The sequence below is a fragment of the Bradyrhizobium zhengyangense genome (assembly GCF_022012555.1).
Classification (GTDB): Bacteria; Pseudomonadota; Alphaproteobacteria; order Rhizobiales; family Xanthobacteraceae; genus Bradyrhizobium; species Bradyrhizobium zhengyangense.
In genome coordinates, this window is record NZ_JAKLTZ010000002.1 from 839,768 (window position 1) to 863,730 (window position 23,963).

Below are 23,963 nucleotides of genomic sequence, written 5' to 3' on the forward strand. Positions count from 1 at the left end.
CGTCCTCACCCGATGATGATTCTTGTTCTTGGTCCTATCCGCCGCAGCAGCTGTAGCATCGCGGCCTTGGTCATGGAGACGCAGCCTGCAGTCGGGCCGAAATTGTCGCGCGCCAGGTGCAGGAACACCGCACTGCCGCGGCCGGCAATGCGCGGGCGCGTGTTGTGATCGATCTCGATGATGAAGTCATAGAGATGGTCCGCGCGCTTCAGCCGGTCGCCGCCCTCGCCCTGCCCGCGCCGAATCCGCTGGTTGTAATGGCGGTCGCCGGGATCCTCGCACCAGGCGTCCGTGTCGGTGATGATGCGCGCCGGCAGAAACGTCCTGGGGCGGCGGTGCCGGTCGCCCCGCCACCACAATTGCCGGGGCCGAAAGCTGCCCTTGGGGGTGCCGCCATCGCCCTCGCGCTTGTTGGCCAGAATGCCGCCGCGCCCCAGCGCCACTGGAATGGTCAGGTGGCCTGCCGTCAGCCAGCCCCGGCGCGGATTCCCGGCGGCAGGCTTAACGCGGATCGCGGATAGCGGTCCGTTGCCTCGATTCCCGGTGTAACTGACTGACACGGCTTTGTTTTTCATGTGAAATCGCGATGTCGAATTCATTACAGGACATTCATCAAACCGTCCTGCTATTCTAGGTTAGAGTGCTTCCGGCTTGTGAATCGGTAACAGCCCACTACTTCAACACGAACAACAATAAGAATGACGACCCCTAAACTTTCCCATCACGGCTGGGTGCGGCATGCATGCGCGCCTCGCCGGACTCCAAAAGGATGATCCCCTATGGCCAATGCCCGCAAGATCCTGATCGTGGATGACGATACCGATCTGCGCGATACGTTGGTGGAGCAATTATCGCTACACGAAGAATTTGAAGCCTCCGCCGTCGATACCGGCGCCAAGGGCGCCAGCGCCGCAAAGGCCAATGCCCCCGATCTTGTCCTGATGGATGTCGGCCTCCCCGACACTGATGGCCGCGAAGTGGTCCGCTCCCTGCGTAAAGGCGGCTTCAAGGCGCCGATCATCATGCTGACGGGGCACGACACCGATTCCGACACGATTTTGGGCCTGGAATCCGGGGCCAACGACTATGTCGCAAAGCCCTTCCGCTTCGCCGTGCTGCTCGCCCGCATCCGCGCCCAGCTGCGCCAGCACGAGGCCAGCGAGGACGCGGTGTTCTCGGTCGGCCCCTACTCCTTCCGTCCCGGCTCCAAGATGCTGACCGCGGCCAATGCCCGCAAGGTCCGCCTCACCGAGAAGGAAACGGCCATCCTGCGCTTCCTCTACCGGGCCGGCCAGATGCCGGTGTCGCGCGAGACCCTGCTCCAGGAGGTCTGGGGCTACAATTCCGGCGTCACCACCCACACGCTGGAAACCCACATCTACCGCCTCCGCCAGAAGATCGAGAAGGATGCCGCCAACCCGGAAATCCTGGTGACGGAAGCCGGTGGCTACAAGCTGGTGCCGTGATACGTTCCAGGAACGCGCGATTCGTCGTAAATTAGCGCGTTCCTCGAGCCTCGGACCGGAATGTCAATCGACGATGACGTAGCGCTGCTTGAGTGTGTCCCGACACTGCGCTTGTTGGGAGACGCCTCGTTGCGCATGTTGGCGATCGGCTCCGAGCAACGTGACTTCGTCCGCGGCGACATCCTGTTCAATCTCGGTGACGACGCCGACGCCGGCTTCGTGGTCCAGCGCGGCGCCTTTCGCGTCGATGACGGCGCCGGCGCCGAGATGATCGCCGGTCCCGGCACGCTGATTGGCGAGCTTGCGCTGGTGGTGCCGATGAAGCGGCCGTCCGGCGCGGTGGCGCTGGAGCATTCCTCCGTCATCCGTGTCGCGCGCAGCCTGTTTCAGCGCGTGCTCGAGAGCGATCCTGCCGCCGCGGTCCGCCTGCGTGACGAATTCGCCATCCGCTCCAGCCAGATCGCCAGCGATATCCTGATGGCGGGTTCGAAGCTCAGCACCTAAGTCCCCTTTCTGGCGAAAGGGCGACGTCAGATCTCCAGCGTCACCGTCACGGGCACGTGGTCCGACGGCCGCTCCCAGCTGCGGGCATCGCGCAAAATCTTGAAATCCTGCACCGCGTCCTTCAGCGCGCGCGAGACCCAGATGTGGTCGAGCCGCCGGCCGCGGTCGCCGACGGTCCAGTCGGCGGAGCGATAGCTCCACCAGGTGTAGACCTTTTCCGACATCGGAATGCGGTCGCGTGCGACGTCGACCCATTCGCCGGCTTCCAGCGCGGCCTTCAGCTTCTCGGTTTCGACAGGTGTGTGCGAGACGACCTTGAGAAGCTGCTTGTGCGACCACACGTCGTTCTCGTGCGGCGCGACGTTGAGGTCGCCGACCAGGATGTGGCGATCTTCGCCGCGCGGGTGCAGCGGCTCGCAGGCTTTCATCTCGTCGAGGAAGCGCAGCTTGTGGTCGAACTTTTCGTTCAGCGCGGGATCGGGAATGTCGCCGCCGGCGGGCACGTAGAAATTATGCAGCACCAGCGGCTTTGCGATTGCAGCCTTCTCGCCGAACGACACCGAGATATGGCGCGAATCCACCTTGTCGCAGAAGGTGCGGATGTCAGTGGACTCGAACGGAATCTTCGAGACGATGGCGACGCCGTGGTAGCCCTTCTGTCCGTTCAACGCGACATGCTCATAGCCGAGCCGCTTGAAACGCTTCAGCGGAAAGGCATCGTCGATGCATTTGGTCTCCTGGAGACACAGCACGTCCGGCCGCGCGCTCTTGAGGAATTTCGCGACCAGGTCGATGCGCAGCCGCACCGAGTTGATGTTCCAGGTTGTCAGGGAAAGACGCATGGGAGTTGCGTCTTAGCATGGATTGGCGTGGGCGAAATGCCTGTCCACAGGGTCGCTGCCGTGGGGTGGGGTTAGCCGAAGGCTAACCCACCCTACGGCACCGTCAGCCCGGCGATGGCACGTTGTAATTGGTGAAGTCGATCTTGAACATGTTTGGATCGAGCTTCTTGGTCGTGTCCAGATTATAAACCGCGAATGTGGTGTCGTAACCTTGCGGATCGGTCACCGTCCATTGCTTCAACTGGCCGTCCTTGGCGCCGAGCATCAGCAGGAGCCGGCTGGTGCCGACCAGCGCCTGCTTCTCCTCGATGGTGACGCTGATGAAGAGGTCGTCGGCGGAGACGTTGACGACATTGGTGTCCTTCATCAGATCGATGCGATCGGACAGCAGGAAGCGGAGCGGCGTCTGCGACAGCGGATAGACGTCCTGCGTGGCCAGCTTGCGATCGCGCACCACGACGGAGGATCCGTCGGCGACGATATCGATCGGGCTCGGCGGATCATATTCGACGCGCATCTTGCCCGGCTTCTGGATGTAGAAATCGCCTTGCGTCTTGCTGCCGTCGGGGCCGACCTGGACGAAGTTTCCGACCAGCGTCGACAGCGACGACAGATAGGCGCTGACCTTGGCCGCCTGCGCCTTCTGCTTGTCGTCGAAGGTCTGGAAGATGCTGCTCGGAACGTTACGGCGCGGATCGGGAATGATCGGATTGGGCGGCGCTTGCGTTGCCCCCGTGATGGCCGGTCCGCCCGACGGCGGAGCAGCGTCGCGCGCTTTCGGTGCCGGCTTCGGCACGGGGACCGTCTGCGCGACTGACGCTACGGTCATCGTTACGGCGGTGACGAGAAGCACGCCTGCCACGAGCGCGCTGCGCGCGGCGAAAGAGGCTGCGAATCCAAGGTCCGGATGTCTGGTCAACGCGTCGTCCTGTGTGGCTGGGCGCCGTTTTAGCGTGATTTCGGGCAAAAGCGGAGATCGAATTTGCGTGAGAATAGCATTCCGAGGCGGGTCAGTAGCTCCTTGCCTCACATATGACTGTCTTCTTCCTCGACCAAAATCTCGCGCTTGCCGGCATGATTGGCGGGTCCGACAATGCCTTCCAGTTCCATGCGCTCCATCAAGGATGCCGCACGATTGTAGCCGATTTGCAGGCGGCGCTGGATGTAGCTGGTCGAGGCCTTGCGGTCGCGCTTGACGATCGCAACGGCCTGCTGGAACAGATCGCCGCCACCATCCGCGCCCATTCCGCTGGCGTCGAACACGGCGCCGCCATCTTCGTCCTCGGTCGGCTCTTCCGCCGTGACCGCTTCCAGATATTCCGGTTGGCCCTGCGTCTTGAGATGGCGCACCACCTTCTCGACTTCCTCATCCGAGGCAAACGGTCCGTGCACGCGGCTGATGCGGCCGCCGCCGGCCATATAGAGCATGTCCCCCTGGCCGAGCAGCTGCTCGGCGCCCATCTCGCCGAGGATGGTGCGGCTGTCGATCTTGGAGGTGACCTGGAAGGCGATGCGGGTCGGGAAGTTCGCCTTGATGGTACCGGTGATGACGTCCACCGACGGACGCTGTGTCGCCAGAATCACATGCAGACCGGCGGCGCGCGCCATCTGCGCGAGGCGCTGCACCGCGCCTTCGATGTCCTTGCCGGCGACCATCATCAAGTCGGCCATTTCGTCGACGATGATGACGATGTAGGGCAGCGGATCGAGCGAGAGCTTCTCTTCCTCGTAGATCGCCTTGCCGGTTTCCTTGTCGAAGCCGGTGTGCACCGTGCGCGTGGGCTCTTCGCCCTTGGCTTTCAGCTCCAGCAGGCGCGTGTTGTAGCCGTCGATGTTGCGCACACCGAGCTTGGCCATGTTCTTGTAGCGCTCTTCCATCTCGCGCACGGCCCATTTCAGCGCGACCACCGCCTTCTTCGGATCGGTCACGACAGGCGTGAGCAGATGGGGAATGCCGTCATAGACGGAGAGCTCGAGCATCTTCGGATCGACCATGATCAGCCGGCACTGGTCCGGGCGCAGCCGGTAGACCAGGCTGAGGATCATGGTGTTGATCGCAACCGATTTGCCCGAGCCGGTGGTGCCGGCGATCAGCATGTGCGGCGTGCGGGCGAGATCGATGATGACGGGATCGCCGCCGATGGTCTTGCCGAGGCAGAGCGGCAGTTTCGCGACCGTGTCGACGGTTTCCTTGGCGACCAGCAGCTCGCGCAGATAGACCTTTTCACGATGCGCGTTCGGCAGCTCGATGCCGATGGCATTGCGGCCGGGAACGACGGCGACGCGCGCCGACAGCGCACTCATCGAACGCGCGATGTCGTCGGCAAGCCCGATCACGCGCGACGACTTGATGCCGGGAGCTGGTTCGAGTTCGTACAGCGTGACGACAGGGCCCGGATTGGCCTTCACGATCTCGCCGCGCACGCCGAAATCCTGGAGGACGCCTTCGAGCGAACGCGAATTGGCTTCCAGCTCGGCCTTGCTGAGCGGCTGGCGATCGCCGGCCTTGGGCGCAGCCAGCACGGACACGGATGGAAGCTCGAACTTGTCGGAGGATTTCTTGGAAGCGGCTTTCGGTGCGGCCTTCTTGCGTGGAGCACGCGCGGCCGGCTGCTCTTCCTCCTCTTCGTCTTCCTCTTCTTCCTCGTGCTCGTCCTCGTAATCCTCGTCCTCGGACTGCGGCGAGATCGAAGGGGCGGCGCGGCCGCCGAGATTGGGCTCTTGCCGGCTGAACGAAACTGCCTTGGTCTTCGATCCGCTCGAGACCAGCGAGCGGTAGGCCGCGCCGAACAGCCAAATCAACCGCGCCTTGGTGCTCATCAGCGCGTGGAATAGCCAGCCCAGCGACACCGAACCACGATCGCTGTCCTCGTCGTCATCGAGGGGCTTGTCATCATCCTCGATTTCCGCGAGCTCATCGTCATGCTCGCGTGCGCCGAGGCCGCAGGCAATCAGGAAGGTTGCGGCCAGCGCGACGAACAGGATGGCGCCGAGCACGATGCGATAGATCGCGCCGGGCGGCCCGAAGATCACCGCAGGCGCGCGCACTAGCGCATCGCCAACCACGCCGCCGAGCCCCGTCGGCAGCGGCCAGGCGCCGCCATGCGGCCAGCAACTGACGAAGCCAGCCGCGATGACCGTGCAGAGTATCCAGGAGCCGAGCCGCAGCGCCTCGCGATCGAACGGGCGGTGGGTCATCATGCGCCAGCCCCACACCGCAACCGTCAGGATCAGCATGATGGCGCCGAGCCCGAGGATCTGCATCGCGAGGTCAGCGCCGATGGCGCCGGCATAACCGAGGACATTGTGGATCGGCCGCGAGGTCGCGTGGCTGAGGCTCGGGTCCTGGACGGACCAGGTCATCAGCGCGGCGGAGGCGACGCCCGAGAGTGTGACGAGGCCAAAGCCTGTCAACTCGCGCAGGCGGCGGCTCAGCGCATCGCGGATCGAGGGCGGCAGATGGCCGACCAGGGGAATGACACGTTCGATTGCCGACATGCTCATGGGCCCCGCCTAACCCAGAGTTTCAACCAGCCGGTGCAGCGCCTGCGCCGTGGTCTCACTATCCTGCACCAGCGCCAGGCGGATGTAGCCGGCACCGGGATTGAAGCCATCGGGCTGAAGCCGCGCCAGATAGGAGCCGGGCACCACGCGTACGCCGGCTTCCTTGAAGAGCTTCAGAGTCACCGAGACGTCGTCGCCGATCTCTGACGTGTTGAGCCAGACGCAGAAGCCGGCATCGGGCCGGCGGTAGCCGTAACGATTGCCGATGATCTGGTCGGCGAGATCGAACTTGATCCGGTAGAGCCTGCGGTTCTCCTCGACATGCGCCTCGTCGCCATAGGCAACGGTCGCGACATGCTGGAGCGGCACCGGCACCTGCGGTGCGGCGATGTTGCGCAGCTCCAGGAACTTGCCGATGAACGTCTTGTCGCCGGCGGCGAAGCCGACACGCAGGCCCGGCAGGTTGGAGCGCTTGGACAACGACTGGAACGCAGCCACGCGGGTGAAATCGGGCCCTGCGCATTCGAGCGCGCTGCCCGGTGCTTCGCGCGTGTAGATCTCCGAATAGCACTCGTCGCTGAGGATCATGAAGTTGTGGCGATCGGCGAGGCTTTTCAGGCGGGTGAAATAAGCGCGCGAGGCGACCGAGCCCTGCGGATTGGCGGGCGAGGCCAGATAGAATGCAACGGTGCGCGCAAGCGTTGCCTCGTCTATGGCATCGAGATCGGGCAGGAAGCCGTTTTCGACCGTGGTCGGCAGATAAACCGGTTCGCAAGCCGCTGCGCCGGCGCCGGCCCCATAGACCGGATAGAACGGGTTCGGCATCAGGATCGCGGGCTTGCCGGGCTTCGGCCCGACATAGCGAGCCGCTGCGATCGCGGCGAGGAACAGCCCCTCGCGGCTGCCATTGAGCACGAGAATCTCGCTCTTGGGGTCGAGCGCGCGCGGCAGCTTGAAACGCGACGACAGCCAGGCGCTCGCAGCGTTGCGGAACGGCTCGGTGCCCTGGTTCATCGGGTAACGGCCGAAATCGGCGATGTGCTTGGCCAGCACCGGGCCGACGAAGTCAGGTACCGGATGTTGCGGTTCGCCGACAGCCAGCGAAATCAAGGGTTTGCCGGGCTGATGCGGCGCCAGCAGCTCGTTCAGCCGGACGAAGGGCGAGCGGTGGTTGTCGGAGCTTCCACTGGCCTGCGGCGCACGGGATGAAGCGGTCATGACCATTCTGGGCGCCAGTACTCTCGGAACGGCCGGTCGCGCGCGGGCGCCGGCGGGAAAGCGGTTCAGTTCACCATAGATAGGGCGAGGTTAAGACGCGATTAACCATCGGCCGGCCGGTCCGTCCAGAGCCGGAAAAATGAGGCCGGATAACAACGGGATGGCGGGGTGAAGTCGAAATTGAGTTCGGTCGAGAGCAGCGCTCTCTCCGTTCCCTCCCCCACAAGGGAGGAGGGAACGCACCTCTAGCCGAGTTCCATCCTTTAGTGTCCCGGCAGCTTCTCGAATGTCGGCATGCCCGCAGGGATCGTGTGGAACTCCTGCTTGTCGCAAGTGTAGATCGCCAACTGGGGATGGAATTGCTCGGGCTCGTCCAGCGTGCCGACCTTGACCACGACGGCAGGCAGGCCGGGTATTTTCGTGACGAGATGGGTGCCGCATTCGGCGCAGAATTCGCGGGTAACGGCGCGTTCGAGATCCTTGCGGGTGAACTGCTTGGGGTGGCCGATGATGTAGGTGAAGCCGTCTGCCGGCATCGCGATGAAGGCGTTGGGTGCGCCGCCCGAGATGTACTGGCACTCGCGGCAGTGACATTGGCCCTGCATCATCGGATCGCCCTCGGCCACGTAGCGCACCTCGCCGCAATAGCATCCGCCTTCCAAACGCATGACGACCTCCATTGTTGTTGTTCGTTGTGGTCGATATCTCTGCGCCGGCAATCAGGAATGGCAATCCTTTTTTCGGTCCCACACCAAAAAGGAATCTTGCAAAAAGAAAGGGGCTCCAACTTGCGCTGGAGCCCCTCAACGGTCGGGGCATTGCCGGGTATGTGCCCAAACCGTAGGAGTGGCCGCGATCTCCGGAGAAGATCGCGGCCGGGAGGAGAGGTTTACATGTTGTAGGCGCGCTCGGTGTGCTCGGTGATGTCGAGGCCTTCACGCTCGGTCTCGACATTGGCGCGGAGGCCAACGATCACATCGACGACCTTGTAGAGGATCGCCGAACCGATGCCCGACCACACCAGCGTGGTGCAGACGGCTTCGATCTGCGAGATCATCTGCGCGGCGAAGTCGTAATCGGCAACCTTCGGCGGGATCGCGGTGTAGTCGATGATGCCGGCGCCACCGAGGGCCGGGTTCACCAGGATGCCGGTGCCGAGGGCGCCGACGATGCCGCCGATGCAGTGCACGCCGAACACGTCGAGCGAGTCATCGTAGCCGAGCGCGTTCTTCACCACGGTGCAGAAGAACAGGCAGACCACGCCGACCACGAGACCGAGGACGATCGCACCCATCACGCCGGAGAAGCCGGCGGCAGGCGTGACGGCCACGAGGCCCGCGACAGCGCCGGAGATGACGCCGAGCACCGACGGATGGCCCTTCACGATCCACTCCGCGAACATCCACGACAGCGCGGCGGCTGCGGTGGCGACGAAGGAGTTGGTCATGGCGAGCGCAGCGCCGCCGTTGGCTTCGAGGTTGGAGCCGGCGTTGAAGCCGAACCAGCCGACCCAGAGCAGCGAGGCGCCGATCATCGACATGGTCAGCGAGTGCGGAGCCATCAACTCCTTGCCGTAGCCGACGCGCTTGCCGATCAGCAGAGCGCCGACGAGGCCTGCGATGCCGGCATTGATGTGCACCACCGTGCCGCCAGCGAAGTCGATCGCGCCCTTCTTGAAGATCCAGCCGGCGTCGGCGTTGATCTCGTCGAGCTTGGCCTGCGCCGCGGTCTTCGCAGCACCGTCAGCAGCCGCGGCAAGCGCCTTGGCAGCGTCCTGGATCGCGTCCGGGCCGGGCCAGTACCAAACCATGTGCGCGATCGGGAAGTAGATCAGCGTGACCCAGAGCGGGATGAAGAGCGCGATGGCCGCGAACTTCATGCGCTCGGCGAAGGCGCCGACGATGAGGGCGGGCGTGATCGCCGCGAAGGTCATCTGGAAGCACACATAGACGAGCTCCGAGATGTTGGCGTCGACCGAGAAGGTCGCGGCCTTCGAGTCGGTGGTGACGCCCATCATGAAGGCCTTGGAGAAGCCGCCGATGAAGTCGGAACCGCCGGTGAAGGCGAGGCTGTAGCCGTACACGGCCCAGATCACGGTGACGACGCAGACGGTGTAGAACACCTGCATCAGGACCGAGAGCATGTTCTTGGAACGAACGAGGCCGCCGTAGAACAGCGCGAGACCCGGGATCGTCATCAACAGCACGAGGACTGTCGATGTCAGCATCCAGGCGTTATCTCCCTTGTTGACCGTTGGCTCGGCATAGGCTGCGGTCGCAGCGAAAAGGCCGACTGCGAGAGCCGCCAATCCCGCGCCATAGGGACGCTTAAACGTCATTTCATTTACTCCTGATTGAATTTTGGTTGAGCGCGAAATCAAAGGGCCGCGGCGTCGGCCTCGCCGGTGCGGATGCGGACCGCATGGTCGAGGTTGATGACGAAGATCTTGCCGTCGCCGATCTGTCCGGTTTTCGCAGCCGACGTGATGGCGTCGATGGTCTTGTCGACCTGCTCGGAGGCGACGGCGACTTCGATCTTGATCTTGGGCAGGAAGCTCACGGCATATTCGGCGCCGCGATAGATTTCCGTATGGCCCTTCTGACGGCCATATCCCTTGACTTCCGTCACCGTGAGACCGTGAACGCCAATGGCGGTCAGGGCGTCACGGACTTCTTCCAGCTTGAATGGCTTGATAATCGCCATAACAATTTTCATGGGTCCTATCCCCGCTTGGGCCCGGTCCGGACGTGGCCGGGCGTTTCTCGACTGGTTCGCCACGAGGGAGAAGTTTCACTACGCGGGCACAGCCACGCCCCCTAGAATCAAATGCCGTGCCAGATCGGGCGGGTTGCCTAACGGACTATGAAAACGGGTGTTTTCGCGTTTGACGGGTATTGTGGTGCAGTGCGCTATTACGTCGCGCTCAATACGTGGTCATGCCTGATTAAAATGAGGGCACGACAGGCTGCCGACACAATGTTGCTCACGCGTCGGGCAGCCAAAAGGTATTTTGATACGGGCTTGGCTTGGAGAATGTCAGGCCGTCGCGCCCGCTGCTCACGGGATGCGCGCGAGGCGGCGGCCGGGGTTGCGCTGACCGGCCTCGCCGAAGGTATCCGACTGGGGACCGCTATGCGGCCGTCAGGCCGCGTCGCGCTGCGCAAAGACCCGATCGACCAGCCCCCATTCGACCCCCTGCTGCGCAGTCATGAAGTGGTCGCGGTCGAGTGTCCGCTCGACCTCCTCTACAGTCCGCCCGCAATGCTGCGCATAGAGGCGGATGAGGCGCCGCTTGGTTTCCTGCATTTCGTTGGCGTGGATCAGGACGTCGGACGCCTGGCCCTGGTAGCCGCCGAGCGGCTGGTGCACGTGAAGGCTCGCATTGGGCAGCGCGGCGCGGTGGCCGGGCTCGCCGGCCATCAGCAGGAACGAGCCCATCGAGCGCGCGGTGCCCATGCACAGCGTATGAACCGGCGCCTTGATGAACTGCATGGTGTCGTACATCGCGAGACCAGAGGTGACCACGCCGCCATAGGAGTTGATGTAGAGATTGATCGGCCGGTTGGGGTTCTCTGCTTCCAGGAACAGGAGCTGCGCGCAGACGAGGCCCGACATTGAATCATTGACCTCGCCATTGAGGAAGATGATGCGCTCGCGCAGCAGGCGCGAATAGATGTCGAAGGATCGCTCTCCGCGCGCGGATTGTTCGACGACCATAGGGACGAGCTGAAGCATGTCGCGCATCGGCGACCTCCATGTCTGCAGGTGATGAAGTCGTGTGGGTGCTCTTACGTGAGCATGATCTCCGCGCAAACGCGTTCCGCGTTTGTCGCGAGGGAATACCGCTTCACACTTTTCCGGATCATGCTCTAGGCCGCCGCGCGCATCACGCGGCAATTGCTGTTGGCGGGCTGCGGCAGCTTCACGCAGGCTTGCTGGATGATGCGAAAGCGCGTGCCGCCCGACACGTTCGGCTCGATCTTGAAGATCACCTGGCTCTCGCGGAAAGGTGGTTCGGAATCGCGCATCCGGTAGCGCACCTCTTCGCCGGGGATCGATGTCTCAGGCTCGGCGCCGGCCAGGTCGCAATCCGGCAACCAGCGCTCGCGCAATTCAGGAATGGTCACTGCGCGCCAGACTTTTGCAGGCGGCGCATCGAATTCAAATTCGAGCACCAAAGGTTCTTCGACCATTAAGGGTTCATTGGAGGGATCAGGCTTCGCGGCGTCGTTCATTAATCCATCTCCTTCAGGAGGTCGGCGAGTGCGTCCATGCGCTTCGGCCAATAGGCGCGGTAGCGCGCAAGCCAGGTCCCGATGGCAACGATTCCTTCGGGATCGACTTCGTAATTCACAAAGCGGCCCTGCCGCTGCTCGCGAACGAGACCTGCCTCGCGCAGCACCGACAGATGCTGCGACATCGCCGGCTGGCTGATCTCCAATCCGTCGCGCAAGGCGCTTGCATTCAGGCTGCCGCCGGCAAGCTTTTCAAAGACCTTGCGGCGGGTCGGGTCGGCGAGCGCCTTGAAGATGTCGGCTTCGATCATGGCAACACATAAGCATGTACTTATGTGTTGCGCAAGCCCCTTCCGACAAGCCCCGATTACTGAAGCGCCTCGCCATGCTGCGAGATATCGAGGCCCTCGAGCTCGTGCTCCCGCGAGACGCGCAACGGCACGAACAGGCCGACCAGCTTGAGCAGGATGAAGCTCACCCCCGCCGACCAGACGAAGGTGACGGCGACGCCGTAAAGCTGGATCAGCAATTGCCGCGGATGGCCCTCGAGCAGGCCGGCAGTGCCGCCGATCGCGCTGGTTGCGAACACGCCCGCGAGCAGCGTGCCGGTCAGTCCGCCGATGCCGTGGACGCCGAACACGTCGAGCGAGTCGTCGTAGTTGAAGCGGTGCTTCAGCCAAGTGCAGGCCCAGTAGCAGATTGCGCCGGCGGCGATGCCGATAACGATGCCGTGCCACGGTGCGACGAAGCCCGAGGCCGGCGTGATGGTGCCAAGGCCAGCCACTGCGCCCGAGATCATGCCGAGCACGGAGGGCTTGCGCCGCGCATACCATTCGATCGCGCCCCAGGTCAGCGCGCCGGAGCAGGCTGCCAGATGCGTTGCGATGATCGCCATCACCGCGCGCGAATTGGCCGCGCCTGCCGAGCCACCGTTGAAGCCGAACCAGCCGACCCACAACAGTCCGGTGCCCATCACCGCGAGCGACAGATCGAACGGCGAGAGATTTTCGGTGCCGTAGCCATGACGGCGCCCCATCACCTTTGCGGCGACGAGGCCGCCGGTGCCGGCCGAGAGGTGCACGACGAGGCCGCCGGCGAAATCCAGCACGCCCATGCTGTTGAGGAAGCCGCCGCCCCACACCCAATGCGCCAGCGGAATGTAGACGAAAATGAACCACGCGACGGAGAACAGGAGATAAGCGGAGAACCGCATTCGGTCCGCGACCGAGCCCGCGACCAGCGCCACCGTGATGATCGCAAACGTCATCTGGTACAGCATGAACAGCGCTTCGGGGATCGTCTTCGCCGCCGGGTTGACGCTGTCCATGGTCATGCCGCCGAGGAACCAGCGGTCGAGCGTGCCGAGCCACGGGCCGTCGCCGACGAAACACAGCGAATACCCGAACGCGACCCAGAGAATGGAGATCAGCGTCACCGCGGCAAGGCTCTGCGCCATGGTCGCGAGCACATTCTTCTTGCGCACCATGCCGGAGTAGAACAGCGCCAGTCCCGGGATCGTCATCATCAGCACCAGCGCGGTGGCGACGATCATCCAGGCGGTATCGGCGGTGTTGATCTCGCTCGTCGCGGCATGCGCCGGCGCAGTCACGCCCAACGCAACTCCAATCGGCGCAGCCATAGCGGCTACGCGGCGCAACAATCCCGCCATGTCATTTCCCCCCGGCATAGTGATGGCGTCGCACGCGATGGCGTCGTTGCCCGGTGCGATCTACGAAGTGGAGTTTAGAGAGCGTCGCTGTCGGTTTCGCCGGTGCGGATGCGTAGCGCGTGGTCGATCGGCGTGACGAAGATCTTGCCGTCGCCGATCTGGCCGGTGCGGGCGGTCGCGGTGATCACGCTGACCGCCTTGTCGGCGACGTCGGAGGCCACCGCGATCTCGATCCGCAGCTTGGGCAGGAAATTCACGACATATTCCGCACCGCGATAGATCTCGGTGTGACCCTTCTGGCGGCCGTAGCCCTTCACCTCGGTCACGGTCATGCCGTGGACACCGATCGCCGTCAGGGCCTGACGGACTTCATCGAGCTTGAAGGGTTTGATGATGGCGACGACGAGTTTCATGATTAGGCCTGTTCCCCGGGGATGCGCCCGCCGTGTGTCCCCGGCGCTGCGTCAATCTGGCATCTTTCCGGGCAAATGGCACAAAAAACTTGCACATTGAAGCGGAAAAACGTTTGGCCAAGGGCGATCATGTGAACGGCCGCCTCTGTACAGGGCATCCGTTCATCCCTCACAATGCATTTTTGGCATGGATGCGGTGAACCCGCGACGGCCGAGCGGTACATAAGTATTTTGGGGGACGCGTCATGGCGAGTTGGTTCTACGCAGCCGAGGGCAAGCAGCAGGGGCCTTATCCGGACGGGCAATTCCGCGACCTGATCGCGCAAGGTGTCGTGCGCGGGGACACGCTGGTGTGGTCCGAGGGCATGGCCGGCTGGCAGAAGGCCGCCGAAATTCCCGGACTGATCTCGGGCGGCGGCGCGCCGCCGATCATTCCGGCCGGGAGCCCGCCGATGATGGGCGGTGGCGCCTATACCGGCGCCGGCAGCGCGGCCGGCGGATCGCTGTCGGTCGATTTCGGCATTCTCGACTTCACCTGGCGCACGCTGGTGATGCTGATCCTCTCGGTCCTCGTCATCCCGGTGCCGTGGGTGTTCGTCTGGTACACGAAATGGATCGTGTCCTGTGTCAAGGTCCCCGGGCGGCCGAACCTGTCCTTCACCGGCAATGCGATGACGATGGTGCCCTGGTTCTTCGGCTTCATCGTTCTGGCCGTCGTCGTCGGTTACTCCGGCGTCCAGGTGCTGAACCTTGCGCTCTTCATTGTCGAGATCGTCCTCTACTGGATGCTGATCAAGTGGATGATTGCCAACCTCGCCTCCAACGGGCAGCCGCTCGGCCTCAGCTTCAACGGCTCGATCGTGGGCTATATCGGCTGGAACCTGTTGTTCGCGGTCTCCATGATCACCATCATCGGATGGGCCTGGGTTGCCGCCGCCCAGTTGCGCTGGATCTATCGCAACATCGAGGGCACGCGCCGCGAGATCATCTTCAGAGGCACCGGGCTCGGAATCCTCTGGCGCGGAATCGTGGCGGCGATCCTGTGCAGTTTCCTGATCCCGATCCCGTGGGTCTATCGCTGGATCATGAACTGGTTCGCTTCGCAGACCGAGCTCGCGCCGCGCCGCGCGATGTAAGCACGATCAGAACATCTCAAGCGCGATGAACTCGCGCTTGGGATATCAGCTCCTCCGCTCGCGCACGGAGCCTTCCTGTGCGACGGAGGCGATCAGCGTCCCGTCCGGCTTGAAGATCGAGCCGCGGGTCAGGCCGCGGCCGCCCTGCGCGCTCGGCGAATCCTGCGAATAGAGCAGCCATTCGTCGGCCCGGAACGGGCGGTGAAACCACATTGCGTGGTCGAGGCTCGCCGGCATCATGCGCTTGTCGAACAGCGTGCGGCCATAGCGCGCCATGATCGCATCCAGCAGCGAGAAGTCCGAGGCATAGGCCAGCGCGCACATGTGCAGTGCCGGATCATCGGGCAGCTTCGCCGCGGTCCTGATCCAGACGTGAATGCGGCCGTCCTCGATCTTCTGGCCGAAATAGCGGCCGAGCTCGACCGGGCGCAGCTCGATCGGCCGATCGGATTCGTAGTAGCGGCGGATGAACTCAGGCATCTCGCGGAACATCGGCTGCTTCGCCACCTCCTCCGCGGTCAGCTTGTCCGGCGGCGGCACGTCAGGCATCTTGTCCTGGTGGTCGAAGGCGCTCTCTTCCTCGGCATGGAACGACACCATGATCGAGAAGATTGCATTGCCATGCTGGATCGCGGTGACCCGGCGCGTCGAATAGCTCTTGCCGTCGCGCAAGCGTTCGACCTGGTAGATGATCGGGATCTGCGGATCGCCGGGCAGGATGAAATAGCAATGCAGCGAATGCGGCAGCCGGCCCTCGACGGTGCGGCAGGCCGCGACCATCGCTTGCCCGATCACCTGCCCGCCGAACACCCGTTGCCAGCTCGTCTTCGGGCTGTTGCCGCGGAACAAATTCACCTCGAGCTGCTCGAGATCGAGGATCGAAATCAGGTCGATCAGGCTTTTGGACATGGTGGTGCTTTCTTGCCGTCACGTCGGCGCGAACAATCGCCCCGGAATGACACATCAGGCAGTTTTTTGCGGGCCGTTCCGCCCTTGTTTCACCGCACTGTTTCGCCCAGCTCAAGTCTGCTAGCAAGACCCAGAGTTAGACGGGAATTTTGGTATGTCGGTACAGGGTCACATTGTCATCGGTGGCGGCGCGTTTGCGGGCCTGGCGCTCGCGCTGGCGCTGCGCCAGGGGCTCGGCCCCGAGATTCCCGTCATCGTCGCCGATCCCGCGCTCAGCTCGCGGCCGAGCCGCGATCCCCGTGCGACCGCGATCGTAGCCGCCTGCCGACGCCTGTTCGAGGCGCTCGGCGCCTGGGACGATGTCAGGGCCGAGGCGCAGCCGATCCTCGACATGGTCGTCACGGATTCCAAGCTCGAGGACGCCACGCGTCCGACGTTCCTGAATTTCGCCGGCGATGTCGCACCGGGCGAGCCCTTCGCGCATATGATCGAGAACCGCCGCCTGATCGATGCGCTGGTCGTCCGTGCCGAGGCTGCCGGCATCGAGCTGCGTGCCACCACCGTGTCGTCTTACGACGCGCGTGCCGAGGGGATCGATGTGACGCTCGGCGATGGCAGCGTCATTGCGGCGAGCCTGCTGGTCGCTGCCGATGGCGCGCGGTCGAAGTTGCGCGAGCGCGCCGGCATCGCCACCCATGGCTGGGAATACGATCAGTCCGGCATCGTCGTCACCGTCGGCCACGAGCGTGATCACGAAGGCCGCGCCGAAGAGCACTTCTTGCCCGCGGGGCCGTTCGCGATTTTGCCGCTGACCGGAAAGCGCTCGTCGCTGGTGTGGACCGAGCGCCGCACTGAAGCCGCGCGCATCATTGCGCTCAGCGACGAGGACTTTCACGCCGAGCTCGAGCAGCGCTTTGGTTTGCATCTCGGCGAGATCAAGGCGCTCGACAAGCCGCGCGCGTTTCCGCTGTCGTATTTCGTGGCGCGCTCCTTCGTCGCCGAGCGCCTCGCGCTGGTCGGCGATTCCGCGCACGTCATTCACCCGATCGCGGGGCAAGGCCTCAACATGGGGCTGAAGGATGTCGCCGCCTTGGCCGAGGTCGTGGTCGATGCCGCGCGGCTCGGCATGGATCTCGGCGGCGCCGACGTGCTCGAGCGCTACCAGCGCTGGCGCCGCTTCGACACCATGGCGATGGGCGTTGCCACCAATTCGCTGAACTTCCTGTTCTCGAACCAGTCGAGCCTGCTGCGCACCGTCCGCGACATCGGCCTCGGCATCGTCGACCGCACCCCGCCGCTGAAGAACCTCTTCATCCGCCAGGCGGCCGGCCTCACCGGCGAGATCCCGCGGCTGCTAAAGGGCGAGGCGTTGTAGGGAAAGGCGCTGCTGCAAACTCCGTTCGCCGGGACGACACGGGGTGTGTCGCACGGTCATCGCGCAACAACAGCCACCCTCAATCGATCTTCCTCGCCTCTTCCGGCAGCATGATCGGAATGCCGTCCCGGATCGGATAAGCGAGTTTTGCAGACCGCGAGATCAGCTCCTGCTTGGCCGAGTCGAACTCCAGCGGTCCCTTGGTCAGCGGGCAGACCAGGATCTCCAGCAGTTTCGGATCGACGCTGTTTTCGGGGCGTTCGGTGGGCGCGTTCATAGGAGTCTCCGGCATTCGTTTGCCTCTATCATAGAAATTCGCGGTCGCCCATCAACTCTAGCCCGAGACCATCTGCTGGATCTCGTCGAGCAGGCCCTGGAGCCGTGCGGTCGGCACCGGTGCGGCCGATAGCGCAAAGCCGAGAAACGTCCAGTACAGGATCTGCGCGCGCGCCTGTGCCGTTGCGGCGTCGAGCCCCCGCTTCTCCAGCAGTGCCTCGATATAATCGAGCCTGCGGCGGTCGATGGCGCGGACCGCCGCCTGCGCCGCCGGATCGAATGCGGCCCAGTTGCGCACCGCGCGCTCCAGATCGAGCCGGGCGCCAAAGGTCCTGCGCAGCAGCGCTCTGACCGGCTCGTCGCTGTCGGCCTCGACGCGCGCGATGATCTCCTCGGCCGCGATCTCGCGCCAGCGCCTCAGCACGGCGGCGTGGAACGCGCCGAGATCGGCAAAATGCCAATAGAAGCTGCCGCGCGAGACGCCCATGGCCCTTGCCAAAGGATCGGCCTTCAGGGCGGTAAAGCCGCTTTTGGTCAGCGCCTTGATGCCCTGGCTGATCCAGTCGTCGGCGGTGAGCTGTTCGGTCATGTCGGGTTCCGCTCTCGGACCATACACTAGTGTATTGACAGCCGGCAGGCCAGCCTCTATTTCACCATACACAGATGTATGGAGGCCTTGATGCGTGACCTGTTGCTCCAGTGTGCCGGTGTTGGCGCCATCGTCGTGGCGCTCATCCACGGCCTGCTCGGCGAGACCAAGGTTTTCCCTCGCGCCACCATCGAGCCGCCGCGGCTCCGCACCCTGATCCGCCTGGTCTGGCAGGCTTCGACCGTGGCCTGGATCGGCTGCGGTGTGCTGCTGGTTGCAACGCCCTGGATGGACTCGGCCTCGGCGCGCCGCTGGATCGTGCTTACCATGATCGGCGTGTTCGGATTGTCCGCCTGCGCCAATGCATGGGCGACGCGTGGTCGCCACTTTGGCTGGATGGCGCTCACTGCAGTCGTGGTCATGGCAGCGGCCGGTTACTGATCGTCGAAACGACAGGCCACGCATTCAAGCGGAGTGACGCGATGGAAGATCGTGTTCGGTTGACCATCGCAGACGGCGTAGCCCATGTCCGTCTCAATCGCCCCGACAAGATGAATGCCCTCGACCCCGCCATGTTCGAGGCGCTCATCGCCGCCGGCACAAAACTCGGTGCGCGCAGGGATGTTCGCGCCGTCATCCTCTCCGGCGAAGGACGGGCGTTCTGCGCCGGCCTCGATCTGGATCGCCTTCTCGCGACGACCCGAGGCGAATCGCTGATTCCGTCGGTCGACCTCATGCAGCGAAGCCATGACATGGCAAACTATGCGCAGCACCTGGTCTGGCTCTGGCGCGAGTTGCCGGTGCCCGTCATCGCCGCAGTCCATGGCGTCGCCTTCGGTGGAGGCTTCCAGCTCGCGCTTGGCGCGGACCTTCGCTATCTGGCGCCGGCGACGAAGCTTGGCGTCATCGAGGCCAAATGGGGTTTGGTGCCCGACATGGCCGGCACGTTATTGATGCGCCATCTTGCACGCGAGGACGTCGTGCGCGAGCTGACCTATACCGGCCGCGTGTTCTCGGCCAGCGAAGCGCTGGCCTATGGCTTCGCGACGGGATTGGCCGACGATCCACTGGCGGCGGCGCAATCGATCGCCCACCAGATCGCCACCCGCAGCCCGGATGCAGTTCGTGCCGGCAAGCGTCTGCTCAATCTCGCCGCGACCTCTGACGTCGCCACGGGTCTTGCCGCCGAGACCGCCGAGCAGGCCGCACTGCTTGGCACCCCCAATCATATCGAGGCCGTGAGCAGCAATCTCGAAAACCGCACACCGCGATGGAGCCAGGCATGAGCGCCCAAAGCTACAGCGTCCAAGGCTTCAGCGTCCAAGGCTTCGGCGTCCAAGGCTTTGATCTCCAGGCTCTCCGGGCAGTCAATTCGTCTGCCGCCTTCAATCGCATGGCGGAGTTTGATGTCGCTGCGGCCGGTCATGGCGAGGTAACGATCCGAATGACATGGCGCGACGATTTCGCCCAATATTCCGGACACCTCCACGCCGGCATCATCGCAGCCCTTCTCGACACCGCCTGCGGCTTTGCCGCCGCGACGCTGGTCGGCTCGGTTACTGCATCGCATTTTGCGATGAACTGTCTCAGGCCGGCGATCGGCCGTCATTTCATCGCCAAGGGGACAACAGTGCGCGCCGGGCGCCGGCAGGTGTTCGCACGTGCCGAGTTGTTGGCCGCCGATGAGCAGGACCAACTGTCCCTCGTCGCAACCGGAGAAACCGTGCTCGTTCCTACCGGCGGACCATCGAGCAAGGCCGACGGGAGCTGAAGCATGGCGTTGACGCTCGTCACCGGAGGCACCGGCCATCTCGGCCGCGACATCGTCGATCGTCTCGTCGGCGACGGCCATCACGTCCGGTTGCTTGCGAGATCTCGGGGCACGCGCGCGGATGTCGAATGGGCCGTCGGCGATCTCGCCACAGGCGCCGGCTTGCAGGAGGCCTTGCACGATGTCGACACGGTCATCAACGCGGCGACATATTCGCCGATCGCGCGGCGCGGCGGCGTTCGGCCGGTCGATTTCCTCAGGTCGCCTTCGGCGGTGGACGTCGAGGGAACGGAACGTCTGCTGTCGCTCTGCGAGCAGGAATCCGTCCGGCACTTTCTGCATGTGTCGATCGTCGGTCTCGATGACGCGACATTGCCTTATGCGCGGGTCAAGCTCGCCGGGGAAAGGCTGGTTCGCGCCTCCGCACTGTCCTGGTCCGTCGTTCGCGCGATGCCGTTCTATTATCTGCTCGACAAGATCCTTGCGGGCTTGGCCTGGCTTCCGCTGTGGCCGATGCCGACGACGTCCTTCAATCCCGTCGATACCAGCGATGTCGCCGATCACATCGTGGCCTGCGCCTTTGACGGGATCTTTGGCGAGCGCGCCGAGATTGGCGGTCCCCAAGACATCAGCATTGCCGCGCTTGCCGGCCAGTATCGGGATGCGCGAGGGCTGCATCGAAAGATCCTTCCGATAGCGATGTCGGAGGCCAAGGCGCGCGGCATGGGCTTTGTCGTCAGCCGCGGCGTGCGTGGACGTCTAGCCTGGGCGGATTGGCTGCAACGCCGGTATTCCGTCACACGCCAGGTGGCGTAGCATTCGCGACGCTCGTGGACGAATCCGGCCGTGAGGCTTAAGGCCGCAGCGCGCCGCCAAACATGCGTTGCGCACGGAGCGCGCTGATGTTTTGGCGGCGGCTAGAATATCTCTAACGCCACGCTGATCCGAACCACGATTGACTTCACCTCGCCCTTGGCTTCCTTCGGCCCGCGCTTCGCGCGCACGACAGAGGAGAGATATCAGTGAGAGTGATTCGTGTTCTTGCCATCGCAATGACGGTCGGGATCGGCATGGGGTCGACGGCAATGGCCGATGGTTTCAAGGATTGCACCAAGCTCGACAAGGCCTCGTGGAAGCCGGCGGGCGATGCCGAAGCCAAGGCCAAGGCGGCAGGCTATGAGGTGCGCCGCTCCAAGATCGAAGGCTCGTGCTATGAGGTTTACGGCGTCAAGGAAGGCAAGCTCTACGAGCTGTTCTACAGCCCGGAAGATCTCAGCCTGAAGCACACGATCGCCAAATAAATTTGCCAAGTAGGGCTTTTGCCTTGAAAGTGGTCCCGGCTTGAGCGGCAACGCGGTATCAGACGCGCGCGGGGTATCCGTCGGACGCCCCGTTGATCGGACGGTCGCGGTCTGGGATCTTCCGCTGCGGCTCTGGCACTGGGTCCTCGCGGCGTGCGTCCTGGCCGCGTGGTTCACCCCCACCGTTTACGACAGGCTTCACCGCATCGTCGGCTATGCGGTGATCGCGCTTCTTGTCTTCCGCCTGGTCTGGGGCTTCCGGGGCAGCCGCTATTCGCGCTTTCGCATGATCGGCGTCAGGCTGCGTGTGGCGCCCTCCTACCTCTGGAATCTCCGCCGCGGCATCACCGGCCGCTATATCGGGCTCAATCCTGCCGGCACGTTGATGCTGGTGGCGCTGCTGCTGTCGCTCGCCGTCTCGGCGATCACGGGTGCGCTGTCGGTAACCGTCACCTTCTTCGGTGTGTGGTGGATCGAGGATACGCATGCCGTCGCATCGGACGCTGTCATGATCCTGGTCGTGCTGCACGTCGCGGGTGTGATCGGAATGGGCTGGCTTCAGCGCGAGAACCTGATCCGCGCCATGATCACCGGCCGCAAGCGCATCCGGTCTCACACCTCTCCCGAAGGGAGAGGTGAACAACGCGGCGATGGCTCGGGCTTTTACCTGACGTCGACCGACTGATCGGAGGGCTTCGCGCCCCCTCACTGCAACGGCGGATCGCCGCTGGTGCGCTTCTTGGCGAGGTCCATCTCGGTGACCGCGATCAGGATCTCGGCGCGGGTCTTCAGGTCGGGCGCTTCCAGCATCGCCTGCTTCTCGGCGGGGCCATAGGGCGACATCATCGCCAGCGCATTGACCAGCGCCTCGTTGGGCGCGCTCTCGACGCCTTCCCAGTCGACCTTGAGATTGTTGGCCTTCAGAAAATCCGCCAGCGCCACCAGCAGCGCCTCGCGGTTGACCGCCTCCTCCCCGAGGCGCGCCTTGAAATCGTCGGCGAAGGCGAAGAAATCGACCTTGCACTGCCGGTAGGCGGTCAGCACATCGAGCTCCTCGAGCACCCTGAAGCGGGCAACGCCGGTCAGCTCGAGGATGTAGCGGCCGTCGCCGGATTCGGCGAGCTGGGTGATGCGGCCGACGCAGCCGACACGGAACAGCGCCGGCTTGTCGGAATTTTTCGGCGAATGCGCCACGTCAGGCTGGATCATGCCGATCAGGCGATGGCCATCGCGAAAACTGTCGTCGACCATCGCCAGATAGCGCGGCTCGAAGATGTTGAGCGGCATCTGGCCGCGCGGCAGCAGCAGCGCACCCGGCAGCGGAAACACCGGAATGATTTCGGGGAGGTCCGCTGGGCCGCGATATTCGATGTTGATCGGCATCTGCTCCCCGCGGCGATTTTGCGACCTGCGCTTACGAAAACAGGATCGTCGACAAGCGCTTGCGTCCCTCGACGGTTGCATCGTCCGCACCGCCCCAGGCTTCGAAGAACTGCACCAGCTGCTTGCGGGCGCCGTCGTCGTTCCATTTGCGATCGCGCCTGACGATCGCGAGCAGCTGCTCGGTCGCGGCTGCCCGGTCGCCCTTCGCATTCAGCGCGGTGGCAAGGTCGAAGCGGGCCTGATGATCGAGCGGGTTTGCGGCGACTTTCTGTTCCAATTCAGCGATCGGCCCGAGCTGCTCTGCCTGCTCGGCGAGATCGATCGCGGTCTGCACCGCCTTCACGGCCGGGTCGTTGCGCTTGGACTCCGGCACCATGGCCAGCGTCTGCTTGGCCTGCTCCATCGCACCCGACGCGGCGTAGCACTTGGCGAGGCCGGCAAGTGCGGGGATATTGGTCGAATCATACTGCAGCACTTCGGCATAGATCTGCGCGGCCGCAGCAGTGTCGCCCTCGGCGAGCACGGCCTCGGCCTCCTGCAGGATCTCGGCGATGTTGGGCTCGCCCGGCGCAGTCACGCCCTTGGTCAGCTTCTCGATGAAGGCGTTGACCTGGCTCTCGGGCACCGCGCCCATGAAGCCGTCGGCGGGCTGGCCGTTGATGAAGGCGATCACGGCCGGGATCGACTGGATGCCCATCTGGCCGGGGATCGCCGGATGCTGGTCGATGTTCATCTTGACCAGCTTGACCTTGCCCTTGGCCGCCTTGACGGCCTTTTCCAGCACGGGGGTGAGCTGCTTGCAGGGACCGCACCACTCCGCCCAGAAGTCGATCAGCACCGGCTGGCGCTTCGATTCCTCGATGACGTCCTTCACGAAGGTCTGGGTGGTGGTGTCCTTGATCAGATCGGCCGCAGCCGGGCCCGCTCCGTTACCCTGGTCGATGATCGTCACGGGATCCCCTCGTCAGATGTCTGGAATGGCGGCTCTTTAGCACGTCGCCGCCACATGTGCTTCGTTTCAGGCCCTAAAATTGGGCCGGGGCGGCCGAATTTCAATCCGTCGCAGCCGATTCGTCAGTTCCGGGCCATTTTCGGTCGATTCGGCGGTTTGAGGGCTCATATTGGGGCTCTGAATGCGCATCTATGCTGCCGGTAGCTGTTGCATTCGCCTCCCGCTTTTGGCATACGACAGCCGTTGCCGGCGCGTCACGCGACCGACACAGGATGCGGGTGTAGCTCAGTGGTAGAGCACGACCTTGCCAAGGTCGGGGTCGAGGGTTCGAGCCCCTTCGCCCGCTCCAATTTTTCCCAGAGCATCCAGCCAGATCAGGTCGAGCCGTGGATTTCCACACCGCTGACGGCTGGCTTGGGG

At 63.9% G+C, this 23,963-nt stretch carries 28 protein-coding genes and 1 tRNA gene; 11 read left to right on the forward strand and 18 right to left on the reverse strand.

Annotated elements, in window-relative coordinates:
- Positions 1 to 5: 5 nt before the first annotated feature.
- Entirely contained in the window at positions 6 to 575 is a 570-nt protein-coding gene (locus L6639_RS09175; RefSeq protein ID WP_237860955.1) for a L,D-transpeptidase family protein, read from the reverse strand.
- 204 nt (positions 576 to 779) lie between these two features.
- Between L6639_RS09175 and L6639_RS09180 the strand changes: the two genes are divergently transcribed.
- Both L6639_RS09180 and L6639_RS09185 read left to right on the forward strand, forming a co-directional pair.
- A complete protein-coding gene (locus tag L6639_RS09180; RefSeq protein WP_007598630.1) occupies positions 780 to 1,466 on the forward strand; it encodes a response regulator transcription factor in 687 nt (228 codons plus the stop codon).
- Between the two features lie 60 nt (positions 1,467 to 1,526).
- Positions 1,527 to 1,970, forward strand: coding sequence for a Crp/Fnr family transcriptional regulator (locus L6639_RS09185; protein WP_237860957.1), 444 nt, complete (start codon positions 1,527 to 1,529; stop codon positions 1,968 to 1,970).
- Positions 1,971 to 1,996: 26 nt separating this feature from the next.
- Here L6639_RS09185 and xth read toward each other — a convergent pair whose 3' ends face one another.
- The 12 genes from xth to L6639_RS09245 all read right to left on the reverse strand — a co-directional run bounded on the left by xth (position 1,997) and on the right by L6639_RS09245 (position 13,851).
- On the reverse strand, positions 1,997 to 2,812 hold the full coding sequence (xth, locus tag L6639_RS09190; RefSeq protein ID WP_237860958.1) for an exodeoxyribonuclease III: 816 nt from the start codon (positions 2,810 to 2,812) through the stop codon (positions 1,997 to 1,999).
- Between the two features lie 103 nt (positions 2,813 to 2,915).
- Entirely contained in the window at positions 2,916 to 3,674 is a 759-nt protein-coding gene (locus tag L6639_RS09195; RefSeq protein WP_237861313.1) for an outer-membrane lipoprotein carrier protein LolA, read from the reverse strand.
- Between the two features lie 164 nt (positions 3,675 to 3,838).
- Complete coding sequence (locus tag L6639_RS09200; protein ID WP_237860960.1) at positions 3,839 to 6,316, reverse strand: DNA translocase FtsK; 2,478 nt, start codon at positions 6,314 to 6,316, stop codon at positions 3,839 to 3,841.
- A gap of 9 nt (positions 6,317 to 6,325) precedes the next feature.
- The gene (locus L6639_RS09205) at positions 6,326 to 7,540 is read right to left on the reverse strand and encodes an aminotransferase class I/II-fold pyridoxal phosphate-dependent enzyme (protein ID WP_237860962.1); all 1,215 of its coding nucleotides are present in this window, start codon (positions 7,538 to 7,540) and stop codon (positions 6,326 to 6,328) included.
- A gap of 257 nt (positions 7,541 to 7,797) precedes the next feature.
- A complete protein-coding gene (locus tag L6639_RS09210; protein ID WP_237860964.1) occupies positions 7,798 to 8,202 on the reverse strand; it encodes a GFA family protein in 405 nt (134 codons plus the stop codon).
- Positions 8,203 to 8,423: 221 nt separating this feature from the next.
- Entirely contained in the window at positions 8,424 to 9,872 is a 1,449-nt protein-coding gene (locus L6639_RS09215) for an ammonium transporter (protein ID WP_237860967.1), read from the reverse strand.
- 38 nt (positions 9,873 to 9,910) lie between these two features.
- Positions 9,911 to 10,249 carry a P-II family nitrogen regulator gene (locus L6639_RS09220; RefSeq protein ID WP_027535364.1) on the reverse strand — a complete coding sequence of 113 codons (339 nt, stop codon included), beginning with the start codon at positions 10,247 to 10,249 and terminating at the stop codon, positions 9,911 to 9,913.
- 426 nt (positions 10,250 to 10,675) lie between these two features.
- Positions 10,676 to 11,278, reverse strand: coding sequence for an ATP-dependent Clp protease proteolytic subunit (locus L6639_RS09225; protein WP_237860969.1), 603 nt, complete (start codon positions 11,276 to 11,278; stop codon positions 10,676 to 10,678).
- 125 nt (positions 11,279 to 11,403) lie between these two features.
- The gene (locus L6639_RS09230) at positions 11,404 to 11,769 is read right to left on the reverse strand and encodes an SRPBCC family protein (RefSeq protein WP_237860971.1); all 366 of its coding nucleotides are present in this window, start codon (positions 11,767 to 11,769) and stop codon (positions 11,404 to 11,406) included.
- On the reverse strand, positions 11,769 to 12,080 hold the full coding sequence (locus L6639_RS09235) for an ArsR/SmtB family transcription factor (RefSeq protein ID WP_237860973.1): 312 nt from the start codon (positions 12,078 to 12,080) through the stop codon (positions 11,769 to 11,771). The genes L6639_RS09230 and L6639_RS09235 overlap by 1 nt, the downstream gene beginning before the upstream one ends.
- A 56-nt stretch (positions 12,081 to 12,136) precedes the next feature.
- Complete coding sequence (locus L6639_RS09240) at positions 12,137 to 13,438, reverse strand: ammonium transporter (protein ID WP_237860975.1); 1,302 nt, start codon at positions 13,436 to 13,438, stop codon at positions 12,137 to 12,139.
- 74 nt (positions 13,439 to 13,512) lie between these two features.
- Positions 13,513 to 13,851 carry a P-II family nitrogen regulator gene (locus L6639_RS09245; RefSeq protein WP_028176997.1) on the reverse strand — a complete coding sequence of 113 codons (339 nt, stop codon included), beginning with the start codon at positions 13,849 to 13,851 and terminating at the stop codon, positions 13,513 to 13,515.
- A gap of 245 nt (positions 13,852 to 14,096) precedes the next feature.
- On the opposite strand from L6639_RS09245, the gene L6639_RS09250 reads away from it, so the two are divergent.
- Positions 14,097 to 14,987 carry a DUF4339 domain-containing protein gene (locus L6639_RS09250; protein ID WP_237860978.1) on the forward strand — a complete coding sequence of 297 codons (891 nt, stop codon included), beginning with the start codon at positions 14,097 to 14,099 and terminating at the stop codon, positions 14,985 to 14,987.
- 45 nt (positions 14,988 to 15,032) lie between these two features.
- On the opposite strand, the gene tesB is transcribed toward L6639_RS09250, so the two are convergent.
- Complete coding sequence (tesB, locus tag L6639_RS09255) at positions 15,033 to 15,896, reverse strand: acyl-CoA thioesterase II (protein ID WP_237860979.1); 864 nt, start codon at positions 15,894 to 15,896, stop codon at positions 15,033 to 15,035.
- Positions 15,897 to 16,050: 154 nt separating this feature from the next.
- Between tesB and L6639_RS09260 the strand changes: the two genes are divergently transcribed.
- A complete protein-coding gene (locus tag L6639_RS09260) occupies positions 16,051 to 17,271 on the forward strand; it encodes a ubiquinone biosynthesis hydroxylase (protein WP_237860981.1) in 1,221 nt (406 codons plus the stop codon).
- Between the two features lie 79 nt (positions 17,272 to 17,350).
- Here L6639_RS09260 and L6639_RS09265 read toward each other — a convergent pair whose 3' ends face one another.
- Both L6639_RS09265 and L6639_RS09270 read right to left on the reverse strand, forming a co-directional pair.
- Complete coding sequence (locus L6639_RS09265; RefSeq protein ID WP_092232493.1) at positions 17,351 to 17,548, reverse strand: Trm112 family protein; 198 nt, start codon at positions 17,546 to 17,548, stop codon at positions 17,351 to 17,353.
- A gap of 57 nt (positions 17,549 to 17,605) precedes the next feature.
- Positions 17,606 to 18,136, reverse strand: a complete 531-nt coding sequence (locus tag L6639_RS09270; protein WP_237860983.1) for a TetR/AcrR family transcriptional regulator — start codon at positions 18,134 to 18,136, stop codon at positions 17,606 to 17,608.
- A 90-nt stretch (positions 18,137 to 18,226) separates the two neighbouring features.
- Between L6639_RS09270 and L6639_RS09275 the strand changes: the two genes are divergently transcribed.
- The 6 genes from L6639_RS09275 (at position 18,227) to L6639_RS09300 (ending at position 21,893) form a co-directional block, all read left to right on the forward strand.
- Positions 18,227 to 18,577: a hypothetical protein gene (locus tag L6639_RS09275; protein WP_237860985.1), complete on the forward strand. Its 351-nt coding sequence runs from the start codon at positions 18,227 to 18,229 to the stop codon at positions 18,575 to 18,577.
- Positions 18,578 to 18,618: 41 nt separating this feature from the next.
- On the forward strand, positions 18,619 to 19,422 hold the full coding sequence (locus L6639_RS09280) for a crotonase/enoyl-CoA hydratase family protein (RefSeq protein WP_237860987.1): 804 nt from the start codon (positions 18,619 to 18,621) through the stop codon (positions 19,420 to 19,422).
- A complete protein-coding gene (locus L6639_RS09285; protein WP_237860989.1) occupies positions 19,419 to 19,907 on the forward strand; it encodes a PaaI family thioesterase in 489 nt (162 codons plus the stop codon). Before L6639_RS09280 ends, L6639_RS09285 begins: the two co-directional genes overlap by 4 nt.
- 3 nt (positions 19,908 to 19,910) lie before the next feature.
- Complete coding sequence (locus tag L6639_RS09290; RefSeq protein ID WP_237860990.1) at positions 19,911 to 20,723, forward strand: SDR family oxidoreductase; 813 nt, start codon at positions 19,911 to 19,913, stop codon at positions 20,721 to 20,723.
- A gap of 206 nt (positions 20,724 to 20,929) precedes the next feature.
- Complete coding sequence (locus L6639_RS09295) at positions 20,930 to 21,208, forward strand: PepSY domain-containing protein (RefSeq protein WP_237860992.1); 279 nt, start codon at positions 20,930 to 20,932, stop codon at positions 21,206 to 21,208.
- A 40-nt stretch (positions 21,209 to 21,248) separates the two neighbouring features.
- Positions 21,249 to 21,893, forward strand: coding sequence for a cytochrome b/b6 domain-containing protein (locus tag L6639_RS09300; RefSeq protein WP_237860996.1), 645 nt, complete (start codon positions 21,249 to 21,251; stop codon positions 21,891 to 21,893).
- 20 nt (positions 21,894 to 21,913) lie between these two features.
- On the opposite strand, the gene L6639_RS09305 is transcribed toward L6639_RS09300, so the two are convergent.
- Together L6639_RS09305 and trxA are read right to left on the reverse strand one after the other, a co-directional pair.
- Entirely contained in the window at positions 21,914 to 22,591 is a 678-nt protein-coding gene (locus tag L6639_RS09305) for an LON peptidase substrate-binding domain-containing protein (RefSeq protein WP_237861014.1), read from the reverse strand.
- A gap of 31 nt (positions 22,592 to 22,622) precedes the next feature.
- Positions 22,623 to 23,543 carry a thioredoxin gene (trxA, locus tag L6639_RS09310; protein ID WP_237861016.1) on the reverse strand — a complete coding sequence of 307 codons (921 nt, stop codon included), beginning with the start codon at positions 23,541 to 23,543 and terminating at the stop codon, positions 22,623 to 22,625.
- A 274-nt stretch (positions 23,544 to 23,817) separates the two neighbouring features.
- Between trxA and L6639_RS09315 the strand changes: the two genes are divergently transcribed.
- A tRNA-Gly gene (locus tag L6639_RS09315) sits at positions 23,818 to 23,892 on the forward strand.
- Positions 23,893 to 23,963 lie beyond the last annotated feature (71 nt).

What these genes read in the sequence shown, in the direction of transcription:
- L6639_RS09270 (WP_237860983.1), bottom strand. Translation starts at nt 18,136, where the DNA reads ATGACCGAACAGCTCACCGCCGACGACTGGATCAGCCAGGGCATCAAG.
- L6639_RS09280 (WP_237860987.1), top strand. Translation starts at nt 18,619, where the DNA reads ATGGAAGATCGTGTTCGGTTGACCATCGCAGACGGCGTAGCCCATGTC.
- L6639_RS09285 (WP_237860989.1), top strand. Translation starts at nt 19,419, where the DNA reads ATGAGCGCCCAAAGCTACAGCGTCCAAGGCTTCAGCGTCCAAGGCTTC.
- L6639_RS09265 (WP_092232493.1), bottom strand. Translation starts at nt 17,548, where the DNA reads ATGAACGCGCCCACCGAACGCCCCGAAAACAGCGTCGATCCGAAACTG.
- L6639_RS09260 (WP_237860981.1), top strand. Translation starts at nt 16,051, where the DNA reads ATGTCGGTACAGGGTCACATTGTCATCGGTGGCGGCGCGTTTGCGGGC.
- L6639_RS09305 (WP_237861014.1), bottom strand. Translation starts at nt 22,591, where the DNA reads ATGCCGATCAACATCGAATATCGCGGCCCAGCGGACCTCCCCGAAATC.
- L6639_RS09245 (WP_028176997.1), bottom strand. Translation starts at nt 13,851, where the DNA reads ATGAAACTCGTCGTCGCCATCATCAAACCCTTCAAGCTCGATGAAGTC.
- L6639_RS09185 (WP_237860957.1), top strand. Translation starts at nt 1,527, where the DNA reads ATGTCAATCGACGATGACGTAGCGCTGCTTGAGTGTGTCCCGACACTG.
- tesB (WP_237860979.1), bottom strand. Translation starts at nt 15,896, where the DNA reads ATGTCCAAAAGCCTGATCGACCTGATTTCGATCCTCGATCTCGAGCAG.
- L6639_RS09180 (WP_007598630.1), top strand. Translation starts at nt 780, where the DNA reads ATGGCCAATGCCCGCAAGATCCTGATCGTGGATGACGATACCGATCTG.
- L6639_RS09235 (WP_237860973.1), bottom strand. Translation starts at nt 12,080, where the DNA reads ATGATCGAAGCCGACATCTTCAAGGCGCTCGCCGACCCGACCCGCCGC.
- L6639_RS09225 (WP_237860969.1), bottom strand. Translation starts at nt 11,278, where the DNA reads ATGCGCGACATGCTTCAGCTCGTCCCTATGGTCGTCGAACAATCCGCG.
- L6639_RS09290 (WP_237860990.1), top strand. Translation starts at nt 19,911, where the DNA reads ATGGCGTTGACGCTCGTCACCGGAGGCACCGGCCATCTCGGCCGCGAC.
- L6639_RS09240 (WP_237860975.1), bottom strand. Translation starts at nt 13,438, where the DNA reads ATGGCGGGATTGTTGCGCCGCGTAGCCGCTATGGCTGCGCCGATTGGA.
- L6639_RS09210 (WP_237860964.1), bottom strand. Translation starts at nt 8,202, where the DNA reads ATGCGTTTGGAAGGCGGATGCTATTGCGGCGAGGTGCGCTACGTGGCC.
- L6639_RS09200 (WP_237860960.1), bottom strand. Translation starts at nt 6,316, where the DNA reads ATGAGCATGTCGGCAATCGAACGTGTCATTCCCCTGGTCGGCCATCTG.
- L6639_RS09230 (WP_237860971.1), bottom strand. Translation starts at nt 11,769, where the DNA reads ATGAACGACGCCGCGAAGCCTGATCCCTCCAATGAACCCTTAATGGTC.
- L6639_RS09175 (WP_237860955.1), bottom strand. Translation starts at nt 575, where the DNA reads ATGAAAAACAAAGCCGTGTCAGTCAGTTACACCGGGAATCGAGGCAAC.
- L6639_RS09215 (WP_237860967.1), bottom strand. Translation starts at nt 9,872, where the DNA reads ATGACGTTTAAGCGTCCCTATGGCGCGGGATTGGCGGCTCTCGCAGTC.
- L6639_RS09205 (WP_237860962.1), bottom strand. Translation starts at nt 7,540, where the DNA reads ATGGTCATGACCGCTTCATCCCGTGCGCCGCAGGCCAGTGGAAGCTCC.
- xth (WP_237860958.1), bottom strand. Translation starts at nt 2,812, where the DNA reads ATGCGTCTTTCCCTGACAACCTGGAACATCAACTCGGTGCGGCTGCGC.
- L6639_RS09275 (WP_237860985.1), top strand. Translation starts at nt 18,227, where the DNA reads ATGCGTGACCTGTTGCTCCAGTGTGCCGGTGTTGGCGCCATCGTCGTG.
- L6639_RS09250 (WP_237860978.1), top strand. Translation starts at nt 14,097, where the DNA reads ATGGCGAGTTGGTTCTACGCAGCCGAGGGCAAGCAGCAGGGGCCTTAT.
- L6639_RS09220 (WP_027535364.1), bottom strand. Translation starts at nt 10,249, where the DNA reads ATGAAAATTGTTATGGCGATTATCAAGCCATTCAAGCTGGAAGAAGTC.